The 16,921-nt window shown below is 70.8% G+C and carries 17 protein-coding genes; all 17 read right to left on the bottom strand.

The window, feature by feature from the left end; genetic code table 11:
• Positions 1 to 78: 78 nt before the first annotated feature.
• Positions 79 to 1,539: a 5-carboxymethyl-2-hydroxymuconate semialdehyde dehydrogenase gene (gene hpaE, locus ACEU5R_RS24315; RefSeq protein WP_392412215.1), complete on the bottom strand. Its 1,461-nt coding sequence runs from the start codon at positions 1,537 to 1,539 to the stop codon at positions 79 to 81.
• 44 nt (positions 1,540 to 1,583) lie between these two features.
• Positions 1,584 to 1,961 carry a RidA family protein gene (locus tag ACEU5R_RS24310; RefSeq protein ID WP_103274665.1) on the bottom strand — a complete coding sequence of 126 codons (378 nt, stop codon included), beginning with the start codon at positions 1,959 to 1,961 and terminating at the stop codon, positions 1,584 to 1,586.
• 22 nt (positions 1,962 to 1,983) lie between these two features.
• Positions 1,984 to 2,379: a RidA family protein gene (locus ACEU5R_RS24305; protein ID WP_103274664.1), complete on the bottom strand. Its 396-nt coding sequence runs from the start codon at positions 2,377 to 2,379 to the stop codon at positions 1,984 to 1,986.
• A 26-nt stretch (positions 2,380 to 2,405) separates the two neighbouring features.
• Positions 2,406 to 3,416: a 3,4-dihydroxyphenylacetate 2,3-dioxygenase gene (gene hpaD / locus ACEU5R_RS24300; protein ID WP_392412214.1), complete on the bottom strand. Its 1,011-nt coding sequence runs from the start codon at positions 3,414 to 3,416 to the stop codon at positions 2,406 to 2,408.
• A gap of 107 nt (positions 3,417 to 3,523) precedes the next feature.
• Positions 3,524 to 4,906: an amidase family protein gene (locus tag ACEU5R_RS24295; RefSeq protein WP_392412213.1), complete on the bottom strand. Its 1,383-nt coding sequence runs from the start codon at positions 4,904 to 4,906 to the stop codon at positions 3,524 to 3,526.
• A 26-nt stretch (positions 4,907 to 4,932) separates the two neighbouring features.
• Complete coding sequence (locus tag ACEU5R_RS24290) at positions 4,933 to 5,655, bottom strand: ABC transporter ATP-binding protein (protein ID WP_103274661.1); 723 nt, start codon at positions 5,653 to 5,655, stop codon at positions 4,933 to 4,935.
• A complete protein-coding gene (locus ACEU5R_RS24285; protein WP_392412212.1) occupies positions 5,652 to 7,397 on the bottom strand; it encodes an ATP-binding cassette domain-containing protein in 1,746 nt (581 codons plus the stop codon). The genes ACEU5R_RS24290 and ACEU5R_RS24285 overlap by 4 nt, the downstream gene beginning before the upstream one ends.
• A 22-nt stretch (positions 7,398 to 7,419) precedes the next feature.
• Positions 7,420 to 8,448 carry a branched-chain amino acid ABC transporter permease gene (locus tag ACEU5R_RS24280; RefSeq protein ID WP_103274659.1) on the bottom strand — a complete coding sequence of 343 codons (1,029 nt, stop codon included), beginning with the start codon at positions 8,446 to 8,448 and terminating at the stop codon, positions 7,420 to 7,422.
• Between the two features lie 2 nt (positions 8,449 to 8,450).
• Positions 8,451 to 9,635, bottom strand: a complete 1,185-nt coding sequence (locus ACEU5R_RS24275) for an ABC transporter substrate-binding protein (RefSeq protein ID WP_392412211.1) — start codon at positions 9,633 to 9,635, stop codon at positions 8,451 to 8,453.
• A gap of 147 nt (positions 9,636 to 9,782) precedes the next feature.
• A complete protein-coding gene (locus tag ACEU5R_RS24270) occupies positions 9,783 to 10,379 on the bottom strand; it encodes a hypothetical protein (RefSeq protein WP_392412210.1) in 597 nt (198 codons plus the stop codon).
• A gap of 90 nt (positions 10,380 to 10,469) precedes the next feature.
• On the bottom strand, positions 10,470 to 11,915 hold the full coding sequence (locus ACEU5R_RS24265) for an efflux transporter outer membrane subunit (protein WP_392412208.1): 1,446 nt from the start codon (positions 11,913 to 11,915) through the stop codon (positions 10,470 to 10,472).
• Between the two features lie 47 nt (positions 11,916 to 11,962).
• Positions 11,963 to 12,877, bottom strand: coding sequence for an HlyD family secretion protein (locus ACEU5R_RS24260; RefSeq protein WP_103274655.1), 915 nt, complete (start codon positions 12,875 to 12,877; stop codon positions 11,963 to 11,965).
• On the bottom strand, positions 12,874 to 13,092 hold the full coding sequence (locus ACEU5R_RS24255) for a DUF1656 domain-containing protein (RefSeq protein ID WP_103274654.1): 219 nt from the start codon (positions 13,090 to 13,092) through the stop codon (positions 12,874 to 12,876). Before ACEU5R_RS24255 ends, ACEU5R_RS24260 begins: the two co-directional genes overlap by 4 nt.
• Positions 13,089 to 15,098, bottom strand: a complete 2,010-nt coding sequence (locus ACEU5R_RS24250) for an FUSC family protein (protein WP_392412206.1) — start codon at positions 15,096 to 15,098, stop codon at positions 13,089 to 13,091. Before ACEU5R_RS24250 ends, ACEU5R_RS24255 begins: the two co-directional genes overlap by 4 nt.
• Positions 15,095 to 15,568 carry a MarR family winged helix-turn-helix transcriptional regulator gene (locus tag ACEU5R_RS24245; RefSeq protein WP_392412205.1) on the bottom strand — a complete coding sequence of 158 codons (474 nt, stop codon included), beginning with the start codon at positions 15,566 to 15,568 and terminating at the stop codon, positions 15,095 to 15,097. The genes ACEU5R_RS24250 and ACEU5R_RS24245 overlap by 4 nt, the downstream gene beginning before the upstream one ends.
• A 169-nt stretch (positions 15,569 to 15,737) precedes the next feature.
• The gene (queD, locus tag ACEU5R_RS24240; protein ID WP_103274651.1) at positions 15,738 to 16,181 is read right to left on the bottom strand and encodes a 6-carboxytetrahydropterin synthase QueD; all 444 of its coding nucleotides are present in this window, start codon (positions 16,179 to 16,181) and stop codon (positions 15,738 to 15,740) included.
• 28 nt (positions 16,182 to 16,209) lie between these two features.
• Positions 16,210 to 16,842 carry a 7-carboxy-7-deazaguanine synthase gene (queE, locus tag ACEU5R_RS24235; protein WP_103274650.1) on the bottom strand — a complete coding sequence of 211 codons (633 nt, stop codon included), beginning with the start codon at positions 16,840 to 16,842 and terminating at the stop codon, positions 16,210 to 16,212.
• Positions 16,843 to 16,921 lie beyond the last annotated feature (79 nt).

Below are 16,921 nucleotides of genomic sequence, written 5' to 3'. Positions count from 1 at the left end.
GTTTTTTTAGGGGGGGCCGGGTGGGGCCGGGCGGGGCGCGGCCGGGTCCGGCGGGGTTGGGGCGGGCCGCCCCGGGCGTCACACGCCCCAGCGCGGGATGGGGTGGCTGCCCATCGAGATGCAGACGTTCTTCATCTCGCAGAAGGTCTCCAGGCTGGCGTCGCCGCCCTCGCGGCCCACGCCCGAGTCCTTGATGCCGCCGAAGGGCTGGCGCAGGTCGCGCACGTTCTGGCTGTTGATGAAGACCATGCCGGCCTCGATGCCGCGCGCCAGCCGGTGGGCCTTGCCCACGTCCTGGGTCCAGACGTAGGAAGCCAGCCCGTAGCGGCTGTCGTTGGCCAGCCGCAGGCCCTCGTCCTCGTCGTCGAAGGGAATCAGGCAGACCACCGGACCGAAGATCTCTTCCTGCGCCACGCGCATGCGGTTGTCCACGCCGGTGAGCACGGTGGGTTGCACGAAGTTGCCCTTGGCCACGCGCGCCGGCAGCCCGGCCGGCACGCCGCCGCCGGCCGCCACCACGGCGCCTTCGCGGCGGCCGATCTCGATGTAGCCGGTGACCTTCTCCCAATGCTGGCGCGTGATCATCGAGCCTACGTTGGTGTCCGGGTCGCGTGGGTCGCCCACGATCAGGCGCGCGGCGCGCTCGGCGAACTCGCGGGCGAAGCGGTCGTAGATCGAGCGCTGCACGAAGACGCGCGAGCCGGCGGTGCAGCGTTCGCCGTTGATCGAGAAGATGGTGAACAGCGCCGCGTCCAGCGCGCGCTGCTGGTCGGCGTCCTCGAACACCAGCACGGGCGACTTGCCGCCCAGCTCCATCGACAGCCGCTTGATGCCGGCGCGTTCGGCGATGCGCTGGCCGGTGGCGGTGCCGCCTGTGAAGGAAATGGTGCGCACGTCGGGATGGCGCACCAGCGCGTCGCCGGCTTCCGAGCCATAGCCATGCACGATGTTGAGCACGCCCTTGGGCACGCCGGCCTCCAGCGCCAGCCGGCCGAGCCGGTCGGCGGTCATGGGCGACAGCTCCGACATCTTCAGCACCGCGGTGTTGCCCAGCGCCAGGCAGGGCGCCACCTTCCAGGTGGCCGTCATCAGCGGCACGTTCCAGGGCGAGATCAGCCCGCACACGCCCACCGGCTGCAGCAGCGTGTAGTTGAGCATGGTCGAATCGACCGGGAAGGTCTGGCCGTTGATGCGCGTGGCGACTTCGGAAAAGAAATAGAAGTTCTCGCTGGCGCGCGGGATCAGCTGCTTCGAGGTCTGGTGGATGGGCAGGCCGGTGTCGTCGGTCTCCAGTTCGGCCAGCTCGGGCACGTGGCGCTCGATCAGGTCGCCCAGGCGGCGCATGATGCGGGCGCGCTCCCTGGCCGGCAGGCCGGCCCACTTGGGAAAGGCTTCCTTGGCGGCGGCCACGGCCAGGGCGACTTCGCGTTCGCCGCCCAGCGCGACTTCGGCCAGCACCTCGCCGGTGGCGGGATTGATGTTTTCCAGCGCGGACGGGCTTTCGACGGGCTTGCCGTCGATCAGGTGAGGGATCATCACTGCGTTCTCTTGTTCGGGAGGGATGAGAAGGGGAATCGGCAAGCTCAGGCGCCGCGCGCGGCGATGGCGTCGATCTCGATCTTCAGGCCGGGCCGGCCCAGGTGGGAGATGCCGACCGTGGTGCGGCTGGGCGGGCGGTCGGGGAAGAACTCGCGGAACACCGCGTTCATGGCGGCGAACTCGCCGATCATGTCGGTCATGTGCACCGTCATCTGCAACACGCCATCGGCCTCGCAGCCGGAAGCGGCCAGCAGGTCCAGCACGTTCTGCAGCGCCTGGCGCGTCTGGGCCTCGATGCCGGGCTCGAATTCGCGGGTGCCGGGCAGAAAGCCCACCTGACCCGAGACGAACACCAGGTCGCGCCAGACCACGGCGGGCGAGTGAGGCAGGCCGGCATCGCGGCCGATGAGCTGTTTTTCCATGGCGGCTTCCCCGGGGCGCGCGTCAGCCGGCCGAGCCGATCACGGCCACGACTTCGATCTCGACCTTCAGGCCGGGCCGCGCCAGGTGCGCCACGCCCACGGTGGAGCGAGCCGGCGGCTGGTCGGGGAAGACGCGCTTGAACACCGCGTTCATCGCCTGGAAGTCGGCGTCCATGTCGGTCATGAAGACGGTGGCCTTGGCCACGTCGGCCATGCGGCCGCCGGCGGCCTCGATCACGGACTGGATGTTGCGGAAGGCCAGCTCGGTCTGCTCGGTGATGTCGTCCGAGAAGGCGCGCGTGACGGGATCGGAGCCGGTATGGCCCGATACGAACAGCAGGCGGTCGACCTGGATGGCGGGCGAGTACGGCCGGTGCGGCAGCAGGCCGGTGGGCGGGACGATGACGTGTCGGTTCATGGCGGAAATCCTGCGGGCGGGGCGGGTCAGTCGATATAGGTGGGGATGGCGCGGGTGATCGGCTCGGACACCGGCTGCGGGCTGCCGTCGGCCAGCGCGGCCACGGTCATGGATTCCTCGTACCAGCGGCGCGGCGGCGGCGGACCCCACAGGCTCTGGCGGCGCGGGTTGTCCAGTTCCCAGCGCTTGGGCGCCTGGTCGCGGTCCACGGTCAGGTAGTCGCCGGTGTAGAGTTCGAAGCGGTTGCCGTCGGGGTCGCGCACATAGACGAACAGCGCGTTGGAAATGCCGTGGCGGGCCGGGCCGCGCTCGATGTTGTCGGCGTAGCCGGCGGCGGCCAGCGCGTCGCAGGCGCGGATCACGCCCATGGGCTCCATCAGCGAGAAGCCCGCGTGGTGCACGCTCGGGCCCTTGCCCGTCATCACGGCGATGTCGTGGATGGTGGCCTTGCGGTACAGCCAGCTGGCCCACACGCGTTCCTCGGGCGGGGCCGAGGCGGTGAATTCGGAGCAGTAGAAGCCCAGTTCGCGCGTGTACCAGTCGAAGCCGGCCTGCGCGTCGGGCATCAGCACGTTCAGGTGATCGAGCCGGGTGGGGCAGCCGTGGCGGTGCAGATGGTATTGCTGCAGCAGCCAGGGCGCCTGTTCCATGTGCGCGTAGTACTCGACCTGGAAGCCGAACGGATCCTGCACGCGCAGCGCGCGGCCCTGGCCGCGTTCCTCGCCGGCCGCCAGCCAGCGCATGGGCAGGCCCAGGCCGGCGAACTTGTGCGCCAGGCGGTCCAGGTCTTCCTCGCAGGAAACGCGGAAGCTGAAATGGCCGATGCCGGGAGAGGGCGAGCGCGTCAGCACCACGCTGTGATGCTCGCGGTCCTCGATGGCGCGCAGGTAGACGTGGTCGGCGTCGGACTCGGTCTCGAACAGGCCCACCACATCCACGTAGAAGTCGCGGGCGCGGGCCAGGTCCGAGACCAGGTACTCGATATGGCCCAGCCGCAGGATGTTGAAGTCGGGCTTGCCCGGCGTGTAGTCGATCATTTCCTGTCTCCGTCCGGGGCGCGCGTCGCGGCCCGATTCATGTTGATGACATTCTGTGCGCCGGGGCCGCGCGGCGTCTGTATCGCGGGATACATGCGGGGCATGGCTTACTCCTGCTCCGGCGCGATGCGCACGGGAAAGCGCGTTTCCATCCAACGGCCCATCGCCAGCAGGCGGTCCTCGCGGTACTTGGGCGCGACCCATTGCACGCCGGCCGGCAGCGCCGCGCCCTGCGCCCAGATCGGATAGGACAGGGCCGGAACCTGCGCGCTGTTGAACGCGGGCGTATAGGGATTCCAGGACATCCAGTCGGCGCCCGGCTGGTCCTGCGGCACGTCGCGTCCGGCCTCGAAGGCGCACAGCGGCACGGTGGGCAGCAGCAGCAGGTCGACCCGCGCGTGCAGGGCGGCCAGCTCGTTGGCGTAGCGGTCGCGCTGCTGGCAGATCGCGTGATAGCGCGAGATCGGCCAGTCGTCCACGCCTTGCACGAAGGCCAGCAGCCCGGGATCGAGCCGGCCATGCTGCTCGGACGCGATGGCGCGCACGGCGGCCGCGCAGCCCAGCCGGTACAGGTCCTGGCCGACCTGCGAGGCGGCCTCGATGTCGTAGTCGACTTCGGTCACGTCGAAGCCGTCGGCGCGCAGCGCGGCCAGCGTCTCGTCCAACGCGGCGCGCACCGGCGCGGCGCTGCGTGGGCCCCAGCGCCGGGGCGACAGCAGGCCGATGCGGGGGCGCGCGGCCGGGGCGTCGGCGCCGCCGTCCTCGCCCAGGTTGGAGGTCCAGTCCAGCGGCGAGGCGCCGCGCGTGGCCAGATAGGCTTCCTGCAGCTCGTCCATGCCGGCGGCGATGGGGCCGGTGTGCACGATGTTCGCGAAGGCGCTGGGCAGGGGCGACAGGGGGATGCGCCCGTGCGTGGGCTTCAGGCCGATGGTGCCGGTGAAGGCGGCCGGGATGCGGATCGAGCCGCCCGCGTCGCTGCCCATGGACAGGCGCACCACGCCGGCGGCCACGGCCGCCGCGCAGCCGCCGCTGCTGCCGCCGGGCGTGAGCGACGGGTTCCACGGATTGCGGGTGATGCCGAAGGCCGGACTGTCGGTGATGCCTTTCCAGTTGAATTCCGGAGCGCGGGTCTTGCCCAGCAGCACGGCGCCAGCATCGGCCAGCCGCTGCACGAACACGGTATGAGCCGCCGCCGGTTCGGCCGACGTGAGCGCCGAACCGCGCCGCGTGGGCCAGCCGCGCACGGCGGCGAATTCCTTGATGGCCACCGGCATGCCGTCCAGCGGTCCGAGCGCCGCGCCCTGGCGCCAGCGTTCCTCGGATTCTCGCGCGCCGGCCAGCGCGCCGGCGCGGTCCAGCAGCGCGAAGGCGTTGATGATCGGATCGGCGCGTTCGGCGTGCTCCAGCGCGCTGCGCGCCACGTCCACGGGCGAGACCTCGCCCAGACGGTACAGTTCGCGCAGGCGTGGCCAAGGGGTTTGATGCAGCATGATCAGTCTCCGGGTTCGGAATTGCCTCAGGCGGCGCAGGCGCCGAGATAGCTGGCCAGCAGGTCGGGATCCTGCGCCAGTTCGGCCCCGCTGCCTTGCTTGACGATGCGGCCCAGCTCGATCAGGTAGGCCAGGTCGGCGCTCTTGAGCGCGATGCGCGCGTTCTGCTCGACCAGGATCACGGTCAGGCCCTCGCGCCGGCGCAGGTCCACCACCACGTCCATGATCTGCTGCACGATCAGCGGCGCCAGGCCGATGGACGGCTCGTCCAGCAGCAGCACGCGCGGATGGGCGATCAGGGCGCGGCCGATGGCGACCATCTGCTGCTCGCCGCCGGACAGCGTGCCGGCCAGCTGCTCGCGCCGCTGCGCCAATACCGGGAACAGCGCGTAGACGCGTTCCAGCTCGCGCGCGAAATCGGTGCGGCGGCGGAAGGCGTAGGCGCCCAGGCGCAGGTTGTCCTCCACCTTCATCGAGGCGAACAGCGAGCGCTTCTCCGGCACCAGGCACATGCCGCGCCGCACGCGCTCCTCGACCGGCGTGTTGCCCAGGGGCTGGCCCTGCAGCAGCACCTGGCCGGCGCGCGCGGGCAGGGCGCCCATCAGCGCCTTGAGCAGGGTGGTCTTGCCGGCGCCGTTGGCGCCGATCAGCGACACCAGCGTGCCCTGCGGCACGTCGAAACTGACGCCGTGCAGCGCATCCACCTGGCCGTAGCTGACCGCCAGGTCCCTCACTTCGATCGCGTTCATGCCTCGGCTCCGAGATAGGCGGCCACCACGGCCGGGTTGCGCTGCACCTCCTGTCGTTCGCCCTGCGCCAGCAGCGCGCCGTAGTTCAGGACGAACAGGTAGTCCACGCAGCCCATCACCAGCTCCATGTCGTGCTCGACCAGCAGCACGGCCATGCCTTGTTCATCGCGCAGCTTGCGCATCAGTTGCACCAGCACGGCCTTTTCCGGGCCGCGCAGGCCCGCCGCCGGCTCGTCCAGCAGCAGCACGCCGGGCCGTGCCATCAGGGCGCGCGCCACCTCGACCAGCCGCTGGCTGCCCAGCGTCAGGCTGGCGGCCGGGCGCAACGCCTCGTCCGCCAGGCCGACCAGCTCCAGTGCGGCGCGCGCCTCGCGCGCCAGGCGCCGTTCCTCGGCCCGGTCCAGGCCCAGCGCGGCCGACAGCAGCCCGGCCTTGCCCTGGATGTGGCCGCCGATCAGCACGTTGTCCAGCACCGTCAGTTCCGGCACCAGCTGCACGTGCTGGAAGCTGCGCGCCACGCCGCGCCGCACCACCTCGTGCGCGCGCGCCGGCAGCGCCGCGCCGTCCAGCGAGACCTGTCCGCCGCTGGCCGGCAGAACCGCGGTCATCACGTTGAACAGGGTGGACTTGCCGGCGCCGTTCGGGCCGATCAGGCCGGTGATGCGTCCGGGCGGAATGTCCAGCGTTACGTCCTTGAGCGCCTGCAGCCCGCCGAAGCGCTTGTGCACGGCGTCCACGCTCAGGCGCTGGCCGGCCGTGACCGGGCGCGGCGCGGGGGCGGCCTCGCCGGCGGCGGCGGGCCGCGCCGGTGGTTTCAGCCGGACCCAGGTCAGCAGCCCGTTGGGCCAGCGCAGCAGCGCCACGATCAGGATCAGGCCGAACAGCATGGTCTCCATCTGGCCGGGGATGCCCAGCAGGTTGGCGATCAGGTACTGCGCGCCCAGCTCGATCGCGGTATAGGCCAGCACGCCCAGCAGCGGGCCCAGCGGATGCAGGCAGCCGCCCAGCACGACCATGATGAGCAGGTTGAACGAGACGCCGATGGAGAACGAGGTCGGGCTCAGGAAGCTCATGTAGAAGGCGTACAGTCCGCCCGCCAGCGCCGCCAGCGCGGCCGACAGCACGAAGATGCGGATCTTGGCGGCGGCCACGTCCACGCCGAAGGCCGCCGCCATGGTCGGGCTGGACTTGATGGCGCGCGCGGCCCGGCCCATGCGGCCGCGATAGATCCGGCAGTAGGCGATGTAGGCCAGCCCCACGGCGGCCCAGGCCAGCGCGCCCATGGCGCGGGTGCCGAACTCCATGCCCAGCACGCGCAGCGGCGGGATGTTGGACAGGCCGGAAGCGCCGCCGGTGACTTCGATGGCCGCCACGAAGCAGACGTAGGCGGCGATGCCCCAGGCCAGCGTGGCCAGCGGCAGGTAGTGGCCGCGCAGGCGCAGCGTGAGCCGGCCGATCACGTAGGCCAGCGCCGCGCAGGCGGCCACGGCCAGCAGGATGGCCAGCGGCGGCGGCACGCCATAGTCGCGCGCCAGAATGGCCGAGGCGTAGGCGCCGCCGCCCAGGAAGGCGGCGTGGCCCAGCGACAGCTGGCCGGCGGCCAGCAGGAAGGCCAGGCCCAGGCAGACCAGGGCGTTGGTGCCGGCCAGCGTCATCAGGCCCACGTAGTAGGTCGGCAGCAGCACGATCAGCGCGGCGACCGCGAGGGCCGCGCCGGGAAGTAGCAGTTTTTCGGGTTTCATCGGCGGAAGCGCTTGCGCGTGTTCAATGTTCGTCCAGGTCGGCGCCGGCGCGGCTGTTGCGCCAGAGCAGGATGGGGATCACCATCGCGAACACCAGCGCGTCGCGGTAGGAACTGCTGAGGAAGGAGGCGAAGGACTCCAGCACGCCGACGATGAAGACGCCGGCCACCGACAGCGGGTAGTTCACCAGCCCGCCCATCGCCGCGCCCACGAAGCCCTTGAGCCCGACGACGAAGCCCATCTCGTAGTGCGCCGTCACCAGCGGGGCCAGCAGCATGCCGCTGGCGCCGGACAGCGCGGCCGCCAGGAAGTAGCTGAGCCGGCCCGCCATCACCACGGGGATGCCGCAGTACTGCGCGCCTTCCCGGTTGACCGAGGCCGCGCGCAGGGCCTTGCCGGTCAGGGTGCAGCGGAAGAACAGGTACAGCGCCAGGGCGGCCGCCAGCGAGAAGGCCATGATGAACAGCGACTGCGCCGCGATGTCGACGCCGGCCAGTTCCAGGCGCGCCTCGCTGATGGGCGGCACGGCGCGCGGATCGGCGCCCCACAGCAGCAGCGCGAGCGGATGCATGATCATGGACACGCCCACGCCGATGATCACCAGCACGACCGTGGAATTGGCCGGGTTGGGCTCGACCGTCAGCCGGTAGACGATGGGGCCGAGCGCGGCCACCAGCGCCAGCGAGGCCAGCATCTGCAGCAGCGGCGAGGGCACGCGCCAGGCCAGCGCCGCCAGCGCGGCCAGCGCCGCGCCCGCCGCCAGGTAGGATGCCAGCGGGCGCAGCAGCGAGCGGCCGTTGGCCCGCGCCCGCAGCAGGTCCAGCAGCAGGCAGGCGGCGCCGCCCGCCGCCACCACGTAGACCACGGGCGCCAGCGTGCCTTCGACGAAGCTGGCCAGCGTCAGCGCGCCGAAGGTCACGTACTCGCCTTGCGCGATGTTGACCACGCGCGTGGTGGTGTAGACCAGCACCAGGCTCAGGCCGACCAGCGTGTACACCGCGCCGTTGGTCAGGCCGTCCGTCGCCAGGAACAGGGTAGTGGTGAGATCCATCCCTACTCACCCAGCAGTTCGAACTTGCCGTCCTTGACCGTCACCAGGAAGGTGCTGCGCCGGTCCAGGCCCAGGTGGTCGGTCGGGCTGTAGCTGAACAGGCCGTTGACGCCGCGATACTCGCGCGTTGCCTCGATGGCGTCGCGCAGCGCCAGCCGGGCCTGCGTCAGGTCGCCGGCCTTGCCGGCGGCCACCACCTGGCGATAGGCCAGCAGCGGGATCTGCACCGTGTCGTAGGCCTGGGCCGCGAACATGTCGGTCTTGCCGGCGCCGTACTTGCCGTCATAGGCCTGCACGAACGCCGCGATGCCGGACTTGAGTGGATGGTCGTCGGGCAGCTGGCGATACACGGGCAGGGCCGAGGTGCCGACCAGCGCGCCTTCGACCGCCTTCTTGCCGACCGCCATGAAGGCCGGCGTGGCCGAGCCGGCGCCATGCAGCACCGGACCCTTGTAGCCGACGCGGCGCAGCGTCTCGGTGGCCAGCGCGGACGAGGGCGGGATGGCGTGGAAATAGACCGCGTCGGGTTTCTTCTGCGACACGCGCAGCGCCTGCGGCGTGAAGTTGGTGTCGCCGCGCGAGAAGCGCTCGGCGGCGACGATCTCCAGGCCCTTGCGCGTGGCGATCTGCTTGAACTCGACCCAGCCGCCCTCGCCGTAGGAGTCCTCCAGGCCCATGAAGGCCACCTGCTTCCAGCCCTGCTTGACCATGTAGTCGACGGTGTGGTCGATCATCAGGCGGTCGGTCAGCGGCGTCTTGAAGGTATAGCGGTGGGCGTCGGCCGGCTCGATGACCGAGGCCGCCGCGGCCAGCGACAGGTTGGGCACGCGCTCTTCCTCGATCACCTTGTTCACCGCCAGCGAGGCCGGCGTGGTGGTGCAGCAGATGACCAGGTGGACGCGATCTTCCTGGATCAGCTTGCGCGTCGCGTTGACGGCGCGCGCCGGGTCGGAGCCGTCGTCGTACTTGATGAAGCTGATGCGGAACGGCAGGCTGGCGTCGGCGGCCGTGCGTTCCTCCATCAGGTTGATGGCGGCCACCGCGCCGGTGGCGATGGCCGAGGCGCCGCCCGTGACCGAGCTGACCACGCCGATCCGCAGTTCGGGCCGGTCGTCGGCCTGCGTGGCCGTGGCCAGGAACAGGCCCGCGCACGCGAGGCCGGCCAGCAAGGGGTTGAATCTGCTCATCTATAGCTCCCGTAGAGGACAAGACAGGACGCCGGCGCATGCGCGGGCCTGGTTGAGAGCTAGTCTGGCAGGGGCGGGCGGGGCGCGGATGTATCCTGCGATACAAACCGCGGCCGTGGGGAGTTGGGGTTTTCCTGGGCTGCGCGCCTAGCGCGCGGGCGTCTTCAGCGCCTGGTCCAGGCGCGCGAACAGGTCCTGGTAGGCGGCGGCGTCGGTGACGACGCGGCTCTTGGCGTCGCCATTGCTGTCCCAGATCGTGCTGTTCAGGCCGATCCAGACGCGCGCCTGGGCGCCGTCGCGGCGGATGACGAGCTGGGCGTAGGTGCTCTGGTGGTCCGGCTTGGCGCCGTAGGCCAGGCCCTGCGACTTGAGCAGGCCGCGCAGCGCCTCGCGGCTGCGGCCGACCAGCTTCTGGTGGCGTTCGCCGGTGACGATGTCGGTGGCGGCGTCGCCGGCCACCTGTTCATAGCCGGCGGCCTTCAAGGCCGCCGCGCAGGCGTCGCGCAGTTGCGCGGCGTCGGATGCGGGATAGGCGCGCACGCGCACCTGGTCCACGGCGGCGCGCTCGGCCGGCGTCAATTCGATCGTGGTTTGCTTGGAGCTGTAGCGCAGCATGCTGCCGCCCGCGCCGGTGACGCGTTCCGGCGGCTTGGCCGGTTTGGGCGTGCCGGAGCAGGCGCCCAGCAGCGCAATGCAGGCGAGCGGCAGGAGCCGGGAACAGCGGGAGCGCGGCAGGACGGCCATGGAGTCGGAACGCTTGCAACGAGGCGCCAGCGGGTGGCGGGATCAGGCGAAACCGGCCGATCTTAGCACCGGCCGGCGTCGACGGCGGACTCAATGCCGGCGGTCGGGTTCGCCCCCGTCCTCCCAGCCGCCGCCCAGCGCCAGGAACACGGCGATCTGGTCGCTGCTGAGTTCGGCCCGGGCCGCCGCCAGCGCGCTTTCGTTGGCGGCCAGCGTGCGTTCGGCGTCCAGCACCGTCAGGTAGTCGGTCTTGCCGTATTGGAACAGCTGGCGCGCCTGGCTGGCGGCCTGGGCGCTCTGCTCGCGCGCGGCTTGCAGCGCGCTTTCGCGGTCGAGCTGGCGCGCATAGACGGTCAGCGCGCTTTCCGTTTCACGCAGTGCGTTGAGCACGGCGGCGTCGAAGCGGGCGGCGGCGGCCTTGGTGCCGGCCTCGGCCTGGGCGATGCGGGCCTGGGCGGCGCCGGTGTTGGGAATGGTCCAGGAGATCAGCGGCCCGATGCTCCAGCTGAAGGTGCCGCGGTCGCCGAACATGGCCGCGGGGCCGCCGGACGCGCCGGACAGGCCCAGCGAGATCTTGGGGTACAGGTCGGCCGTGGCCACGCCGATGCGGGCGGTGGCGGCGGCCAGGCTGCGTTCGGCCTGGCGGATGTCGGGACGGCGACGCAGCAGCGCGGCGCCGTCGCCCACCGGAATGGTCTGGGTCAGGCGCGGCGCCGTGGCGCATTGCAGCAGGCTGGCGGGAATTTGCGCCGGCGTGCGGCCGGTCAGCGCCGCCAGCCGGTACAGCGCGGTGCGCTGCTGGGCCTGGAACGGCGGCAGGTTGGCCTGCAGCTGTTGCAGCTGGCCGCGGGCGCGGGTCACGTCCAGCACGGTGCCGCGTCCGGCGCGTTGCAGGCGCTCGACGGCGTCGAGCGAGGCTGTCTGCACCTCGACCGAATGCCGGGCGGACGCCAGCTGCATGCCGGCGGCGCACATGTTGGCATAGGCGCGGGCGGTCTCGGCGGCCACGGTGACGCGGGTCGCGTCATAGGCGGCGCGGGCGGCCTGCTCGTCGCCGCTTGCGGCTTCCACCGCGCGGCGGATCTGGCCGAACAGGTCCAGCTGGTACGACACGCTGGCGCCGGCCGAGTAGGACCAGCGGCTGGGGGGATCGACGCCCGGCTGCAGCTCCTGCAGGCCGGAAACGTGGCCGAAGGTGGGCGAAGCGTTGACGCCGACGCTGGGCTGCTGCTGGGCCTGGGCTTCGCGGGTGGCGGCTTGCGCGCGTTCCAGATTGGCGGCGGCCACGCGCAGGTCGGTATTGGCGGCCAGCGCCTGTTCCACCAGTCCGTCCAGCGCCGGGTCGTCGTACAGCCGCCACCAGCGTCCGGGCGGCGCGTCCTGCCGGTAGGCCGCCTCATGCGACTCCAGGAAGGGCGCCTGCGCGTCCGGTCGCTGGATGGCGGCGTCAGCGGGCGTCCGGTAGTCCGGACCCACGGCGGCGCAGCCCGCCAGCGCGGCGGTCAGCATCAGCGGAAGGAAATGGCGGGTATTCATGACGGTTGCGGCAAGACGTGTGGAGACGGAGGGCGGGTGAGCGGGGATCAGGAGTGGCGCGGCGCGCCGTCGTCCCGCGCGGTCTCCGGCGGGTTGACGGACACGGTGGCGGTCTGGCCGGCCACCAGGCGCACGCCCTCGGGCACCTGGTCGATCTTCACGCGCACCGGGATGCGCTGCGCCAGCCGCACCCAGTTGAAGGTGGGGTTGACGTTGGGCAGCAGGTTGGCGCCGGTGCTGCGGTCGCGGTCGGCGATGCCCAGTGCGATGCTTTCCACATGGCCGTGGATGCGGCGGTCGTCGCCCATCAGCGTCACGGTCACGGGGTCGCCTTCGTGGATGCGGGGCAGCTTGGTTTCCTCGAAATAGCCTTCGATGTAGAACGAGCCGGAATCCACCAGCGCCATCACGCCACGACCGGCGGTGGCGTAGGCGCCGGCGCGCAGGTCCAGGTTGGTGACGCGGCCGTCGGTGGCGGCCAGCACGCGGCTGCGCTCCAGGTTCAGGCGCGCGCTGTTCAACTGCACCTCGGCCTGGGCCAGCGCGGCCTCGGTCTGCTGCAGCTTGGTCTGGCTCTGTTCCAGGGCTTCCGCCGCGACCAGCTGGCCCAGCGCGCGGTTGCGCTTGGCGTCGCGCAGCGCCTGTTCGCGCGCCACCTGCTGCGAGCGCACCGAGGCCTGGGCCTGGTCGTAGGCGAGCTGGAAGCGGGCGCGGTCGATCTCGAACAGCACGTCGCCGGCCTTCACGTCCTGGTTGTCGTGCACCGGCACGTCGGTGACCAGGCCGGACACATCCGGCGCGACCTGCACCACATAGGCCTTGACGCGGCCGTCGCGGGTCCAGGGTTCGATTTCGTAATGCACCCAGAGCTGCCAGCCAGCCGCGACGGCGGCGGCCACGACGGCGGCCGTCAGCGCGAACTTGCCGATGGCGGCGGGGCGCAGGGCGTTGGGGATCTTCATGCGAGTCTCTGGAAAATATAGGGAGATATCAGGGTGACGCCGTAAAGCAGCACCACGAACAGCGCGAGGTCGAACAGCGCCGGGTGCCACACCAGCCGGTACAGGCCGGCCCGGGCCAGCAGCCGGCGCAGGGCCCAGGCCACGCCCAGCGTGACCACGCCCAGCACCAGCAGCCAGGGAAAGTAAATGCCGTACAGGTTGAATTCGCCGATCATGATGCGTGGCCCTCCAGGTGGGGATGGGCGGGTTGGTACTCGGGCGCGTCGGGGAAGAAGGCGCGGCGGATGCCCACCAGCGCCACCACCGCGCGGTCGATCTGCGCCAGGAATTCCGGCGTCTTCTGGCCGCCGCGCCAGGACGAGCGATCGCGGAAGTAGCGCGCCAGTCCGTCGAGCACGGGGCGCAGCACCGGTTCGGCCATGGGCAGGTGGCGGCGCGCGCGCTGCAGTTCGGTGATGTCGCGGCCCACGCGCAGGTCCTTGAGCGCGTCGGCGGCCATCACGTCGTCGGGGCGCTTGGCCAGCGCCAGGCGCGGTTGCAGCAGGCCGATGCGGTCCAGCATGCGCGCCGCGTAGCCGTGGCGGGCCTGGGTGCGCGGCGAGGCCGCCAGCGCCGCCAGGTCGCGCCAGTTGGCGGCCTGGATGCGGCGCGCGCTCCAGTCGGCGCTGACAGTGCGGAAGATGGCGGCGATCACCGCCGCCAGGCCCACGCCCATGATCTGCGCGACCTGGGTGTCGATGAACGAGACCAGGTCGGCGGTGTTGGTGTCGTGCAGCGCCATGGTGCCGACGAAGCCGAACAGCACCGCCATGGCCTTGCCGGCGGAGGCCGGGCGGGCGATGAACACGCCGATCACGAAGGCGGTGGGCAGCATCGAGAGCGCCAGCATCTCGAAGGAATGGATCGCGGGCATGATGCCCAGCAGGTACAGCGCCGACAGCGGGATCGAATACACCGTGTAGGTCAGGAATTGCATGATGCCCGGCACGGGATTGTCCTGCGAGGCGAAGAAGCAGCTGAAGATGGCGGCCATGAGCGCGGCGGTGGCGCCGTTGCTCCAGGCCGTGCCGATCCAGAACGCGCAGCAGGCGGCGATGGCCAGGCCGGCGGCGGCGGCCGACAGCAGCGCCATGCCGTGGTCGCGGTGCAGCGGGCGGCGCTGCGCGTCCAGGTGGCGCGGCGCGCGTCGCGCGGCGCCGTTCAGCCCGGCGCGGATCTCGCGCCGCAGCGTCAGGCATTCGTCATAGCCGTCGATCAGCTCGCGCAGCCGGGTCATCAGGCTGGCCAGCAGCGCGTCGCGCCAGCTGGAGCGGCTGTCGATGGCCGGCGTCAGCCGGACGGCGGCCGCGCGCAGCCGCAGCGCGGTGGCATGGGTGGCGCGCGGACCGGCGTCGATCCATTTGGAAATGCTGGCCAGCAGGCGCGCGACGTTCTCGGGCAGCGGCTGGCCGTCGGCCTGCAGGGCGCGCATGCGGTCCTCGACGGCCGAGACGATGGGCGTCAGCGCCGCGACGCGGTCCTGCATGGCGCGCACCGCGCCGGCGGTCCAGCGCAGGTTGCTGGTGTCGAACGGCACATGGGTCGACAGCAGGCGCAGCTGGGTGATGTCGTTGGCCAGGGTGCGGCGGTCCTTGTCGGACTTGCCGGCGTCGCCGCCGGCCAGGATGTCTTGCATCCAGAGCCGGGCGTCGCGCACGGCCTTGTCCAGCAGCAGCGTCAGCGCCGGCGCCAGGCCGCGCGGCAGCACCACGCTGTGGACCAGCGTGGCGCAGACGATGCCCAGCGCGATTTCCTCGACGCGGGCCAGCGCGGTGTCGAACACCAGCGTGGGCTCGGAGACGGACGGGAAACCGATCATGGCGGCGGTGTAGCCGGCCAGCATGAACAGATAGGAGCGCGGCGTGCGGTCCAGCACCGACATATACAGGCAGGCGCCGACCCACAGGGCCATGGCGGCGGTCATCACCACGGGCGAGTTGGACAGGCGCGGCACCATGTACACCGTCATGGCCGAGCCGACGAAAGTGCCGACCAGCCGGTACAGCGCCTTGGAGCGCACCGCGCCGGACCAGGGCTGCGACACGATGTAGGCCGTGGTCATGGCCCAGAACGGACGCGGCAGGCCCATGCTGTACGACAGATAGAGCGCCAGCATCGCGCCCGCGTAGCTCTTGAGCGAGAACACGGCTTCGCGGGCATTGGGCAGCGCCGGCAGCTTCATGGCCGGTAGTCCTCCTGCGCGCCGGCGGCGCTGCGGCCCAGCGCGGCCTTGAGCGCCTCGGACACGCGCAGGCAGGCTTGCAGATCGTCTTCGCTGATGCCGTCGAACAGGCGCCGGCGCAGCGCGACCAGCACGTCCTCGACCTGGGCGCGCAGCGCCTGGCCGGCCTCGCTCAGGTGCAGGGTCTTGGCGCGGCGGTCATGCGGGTCTTCGCGCCGTTCCATCAGGCCGGCGGCGACCAGCTGGTCCAGCACGCGCACCAGGGAAGGGCCTTCCACGCCCAGCGCCTCGGCCAGCGCGCCCTGGCGCACACCATCGCCCAGGCGGCCGGCGAGGATGACGGGCCAGGCGGTGGCCTGGGACAGGCCGTAGTCGGCCAGCGCCTTGTCGGCGGCGCCGCGATAGGCGCGCGACAGCACCATGAGATTTGCGGTGGTGGCCATGAGCAGGGAGTCGGAAGGCGTGTTCATGAATTAGATTGTATCCTATCTATTAGCTTACTAATAAATGAAAATGAACGATATCTCCATGAATTTTTTCAATCGGGACGATCGGAGGCGGGCTTTCCATGGATGGAAAGCCGGGAGGCGGGAGCGGGAAGGAGGGAGCGCCGGCCCGGATCAGGCCGGCGCGCGGCCGTCAGCCGTTGCAGTCGGCCCAGCAGTTGGGCGTTTCGTACAGGCGCACGCGGGTCAGGCGCAGCTCGGCGCCATAGTGGCCGTGATAGTGCGGCGCCAGCGTCTCGAACACGATGGCGGCCAGGTTCTCGGCCGTGGGGATGCGGTCCAGCACCACGGTCTTATGGCCGGGCAGGGTGTCCAGGAAGCCGCGCACGGCGGCGTCGCCCTCATAGACCAGGAAGGCGTGGTCCCAGACGTCGACGATGTGCTGCTTGGCGATCTGCTTGATTTCGGAGAAATCCATCAGCATGCCGTTGTCGGACTCGCCGGGCGCCTGCACCACGTCGCCGGTCAGGGTGATTTCCAGCACATAGCGGTGGCCGTGCAGGTTGCGGCATTGGCTGCGGTGATCGGGAATGCGGTGGCCGGCGTCGAATTCCAGCCTGCGGGTCACGGAGATCATTGCGCGCTCCGCGAAGCGTAGGGGTGAATCATGGAATGCCTATGTATTTATGCGTTTGCAGGCTGAGCCGCCATTGCGGATGCTGCGTACAGTATTGGACGGCCCGTTCGGTATTCGCCACGCGGGCGGGACCGTCCATGGGTTGCAGGAAGAAATGCTCGAAATCCAGGTGCGCGAAGCGTTCGGGCAGCGCATTGGCTTGCGGATAGACCAGCTTGAGTTCGTTGCCGCGTTCCAGCACTACCGGCGCCGTGCCCTTGGGGCTGACGCAGATCCAATCGATGCCGGCCGGCGCGGGCATCGTGCCGTTGGTCTCGATGGCCACCGTGAAGCCGCGCGCGTGCACCTCGGCCAGCAGGGCCTCGTCCAGCTGCAGCAGCGGCTCGCCGCCGGTGAAGACCACGTAGCGCCGTTCCGCGCCGGGGCCCCAGGCCGCGGCGATGGCGTCGGCCAGCGCCTGCGCCGTGGTGAACTTGCCGCCACCTTCGCCATCGGTACCGATGAAGTCGGTATCGCAGAAGGTGCAGGCGGCGCTGGCGCGGTCGCTTTCGCGGCCGGTCCAGAGATTGCAGCCCGCGAACCGGCAGAACACCGCCGCGCGGCCGGCGTGGGCGCCTTCGCCCTGCAGCGTCTTGAAAATCTCTTTGGCGGAATAAGTCATGGGATGCCGGGATTCGGGCAAAAGCGGACTATTTTAGCGCTCCCGGCAAAGCCGTGCCGGGCCTTGGCGTAGACTTGGC

It is taken from the genome of Achromobacter sp. 413638, from assembly GCF_043119405.1.
Classification (GTDB): domain Bacteria; phylum Pseudomonadota; class Gammaproteobacteria; order Burkholderiales; family Burkholderiaceae_B; genus Achromobacter.
The sequence above is the reverse complement of the archived record's forward strand: the minus strand, read 5'-3'. Positions and strand labels throughout refer to the sequence as shown.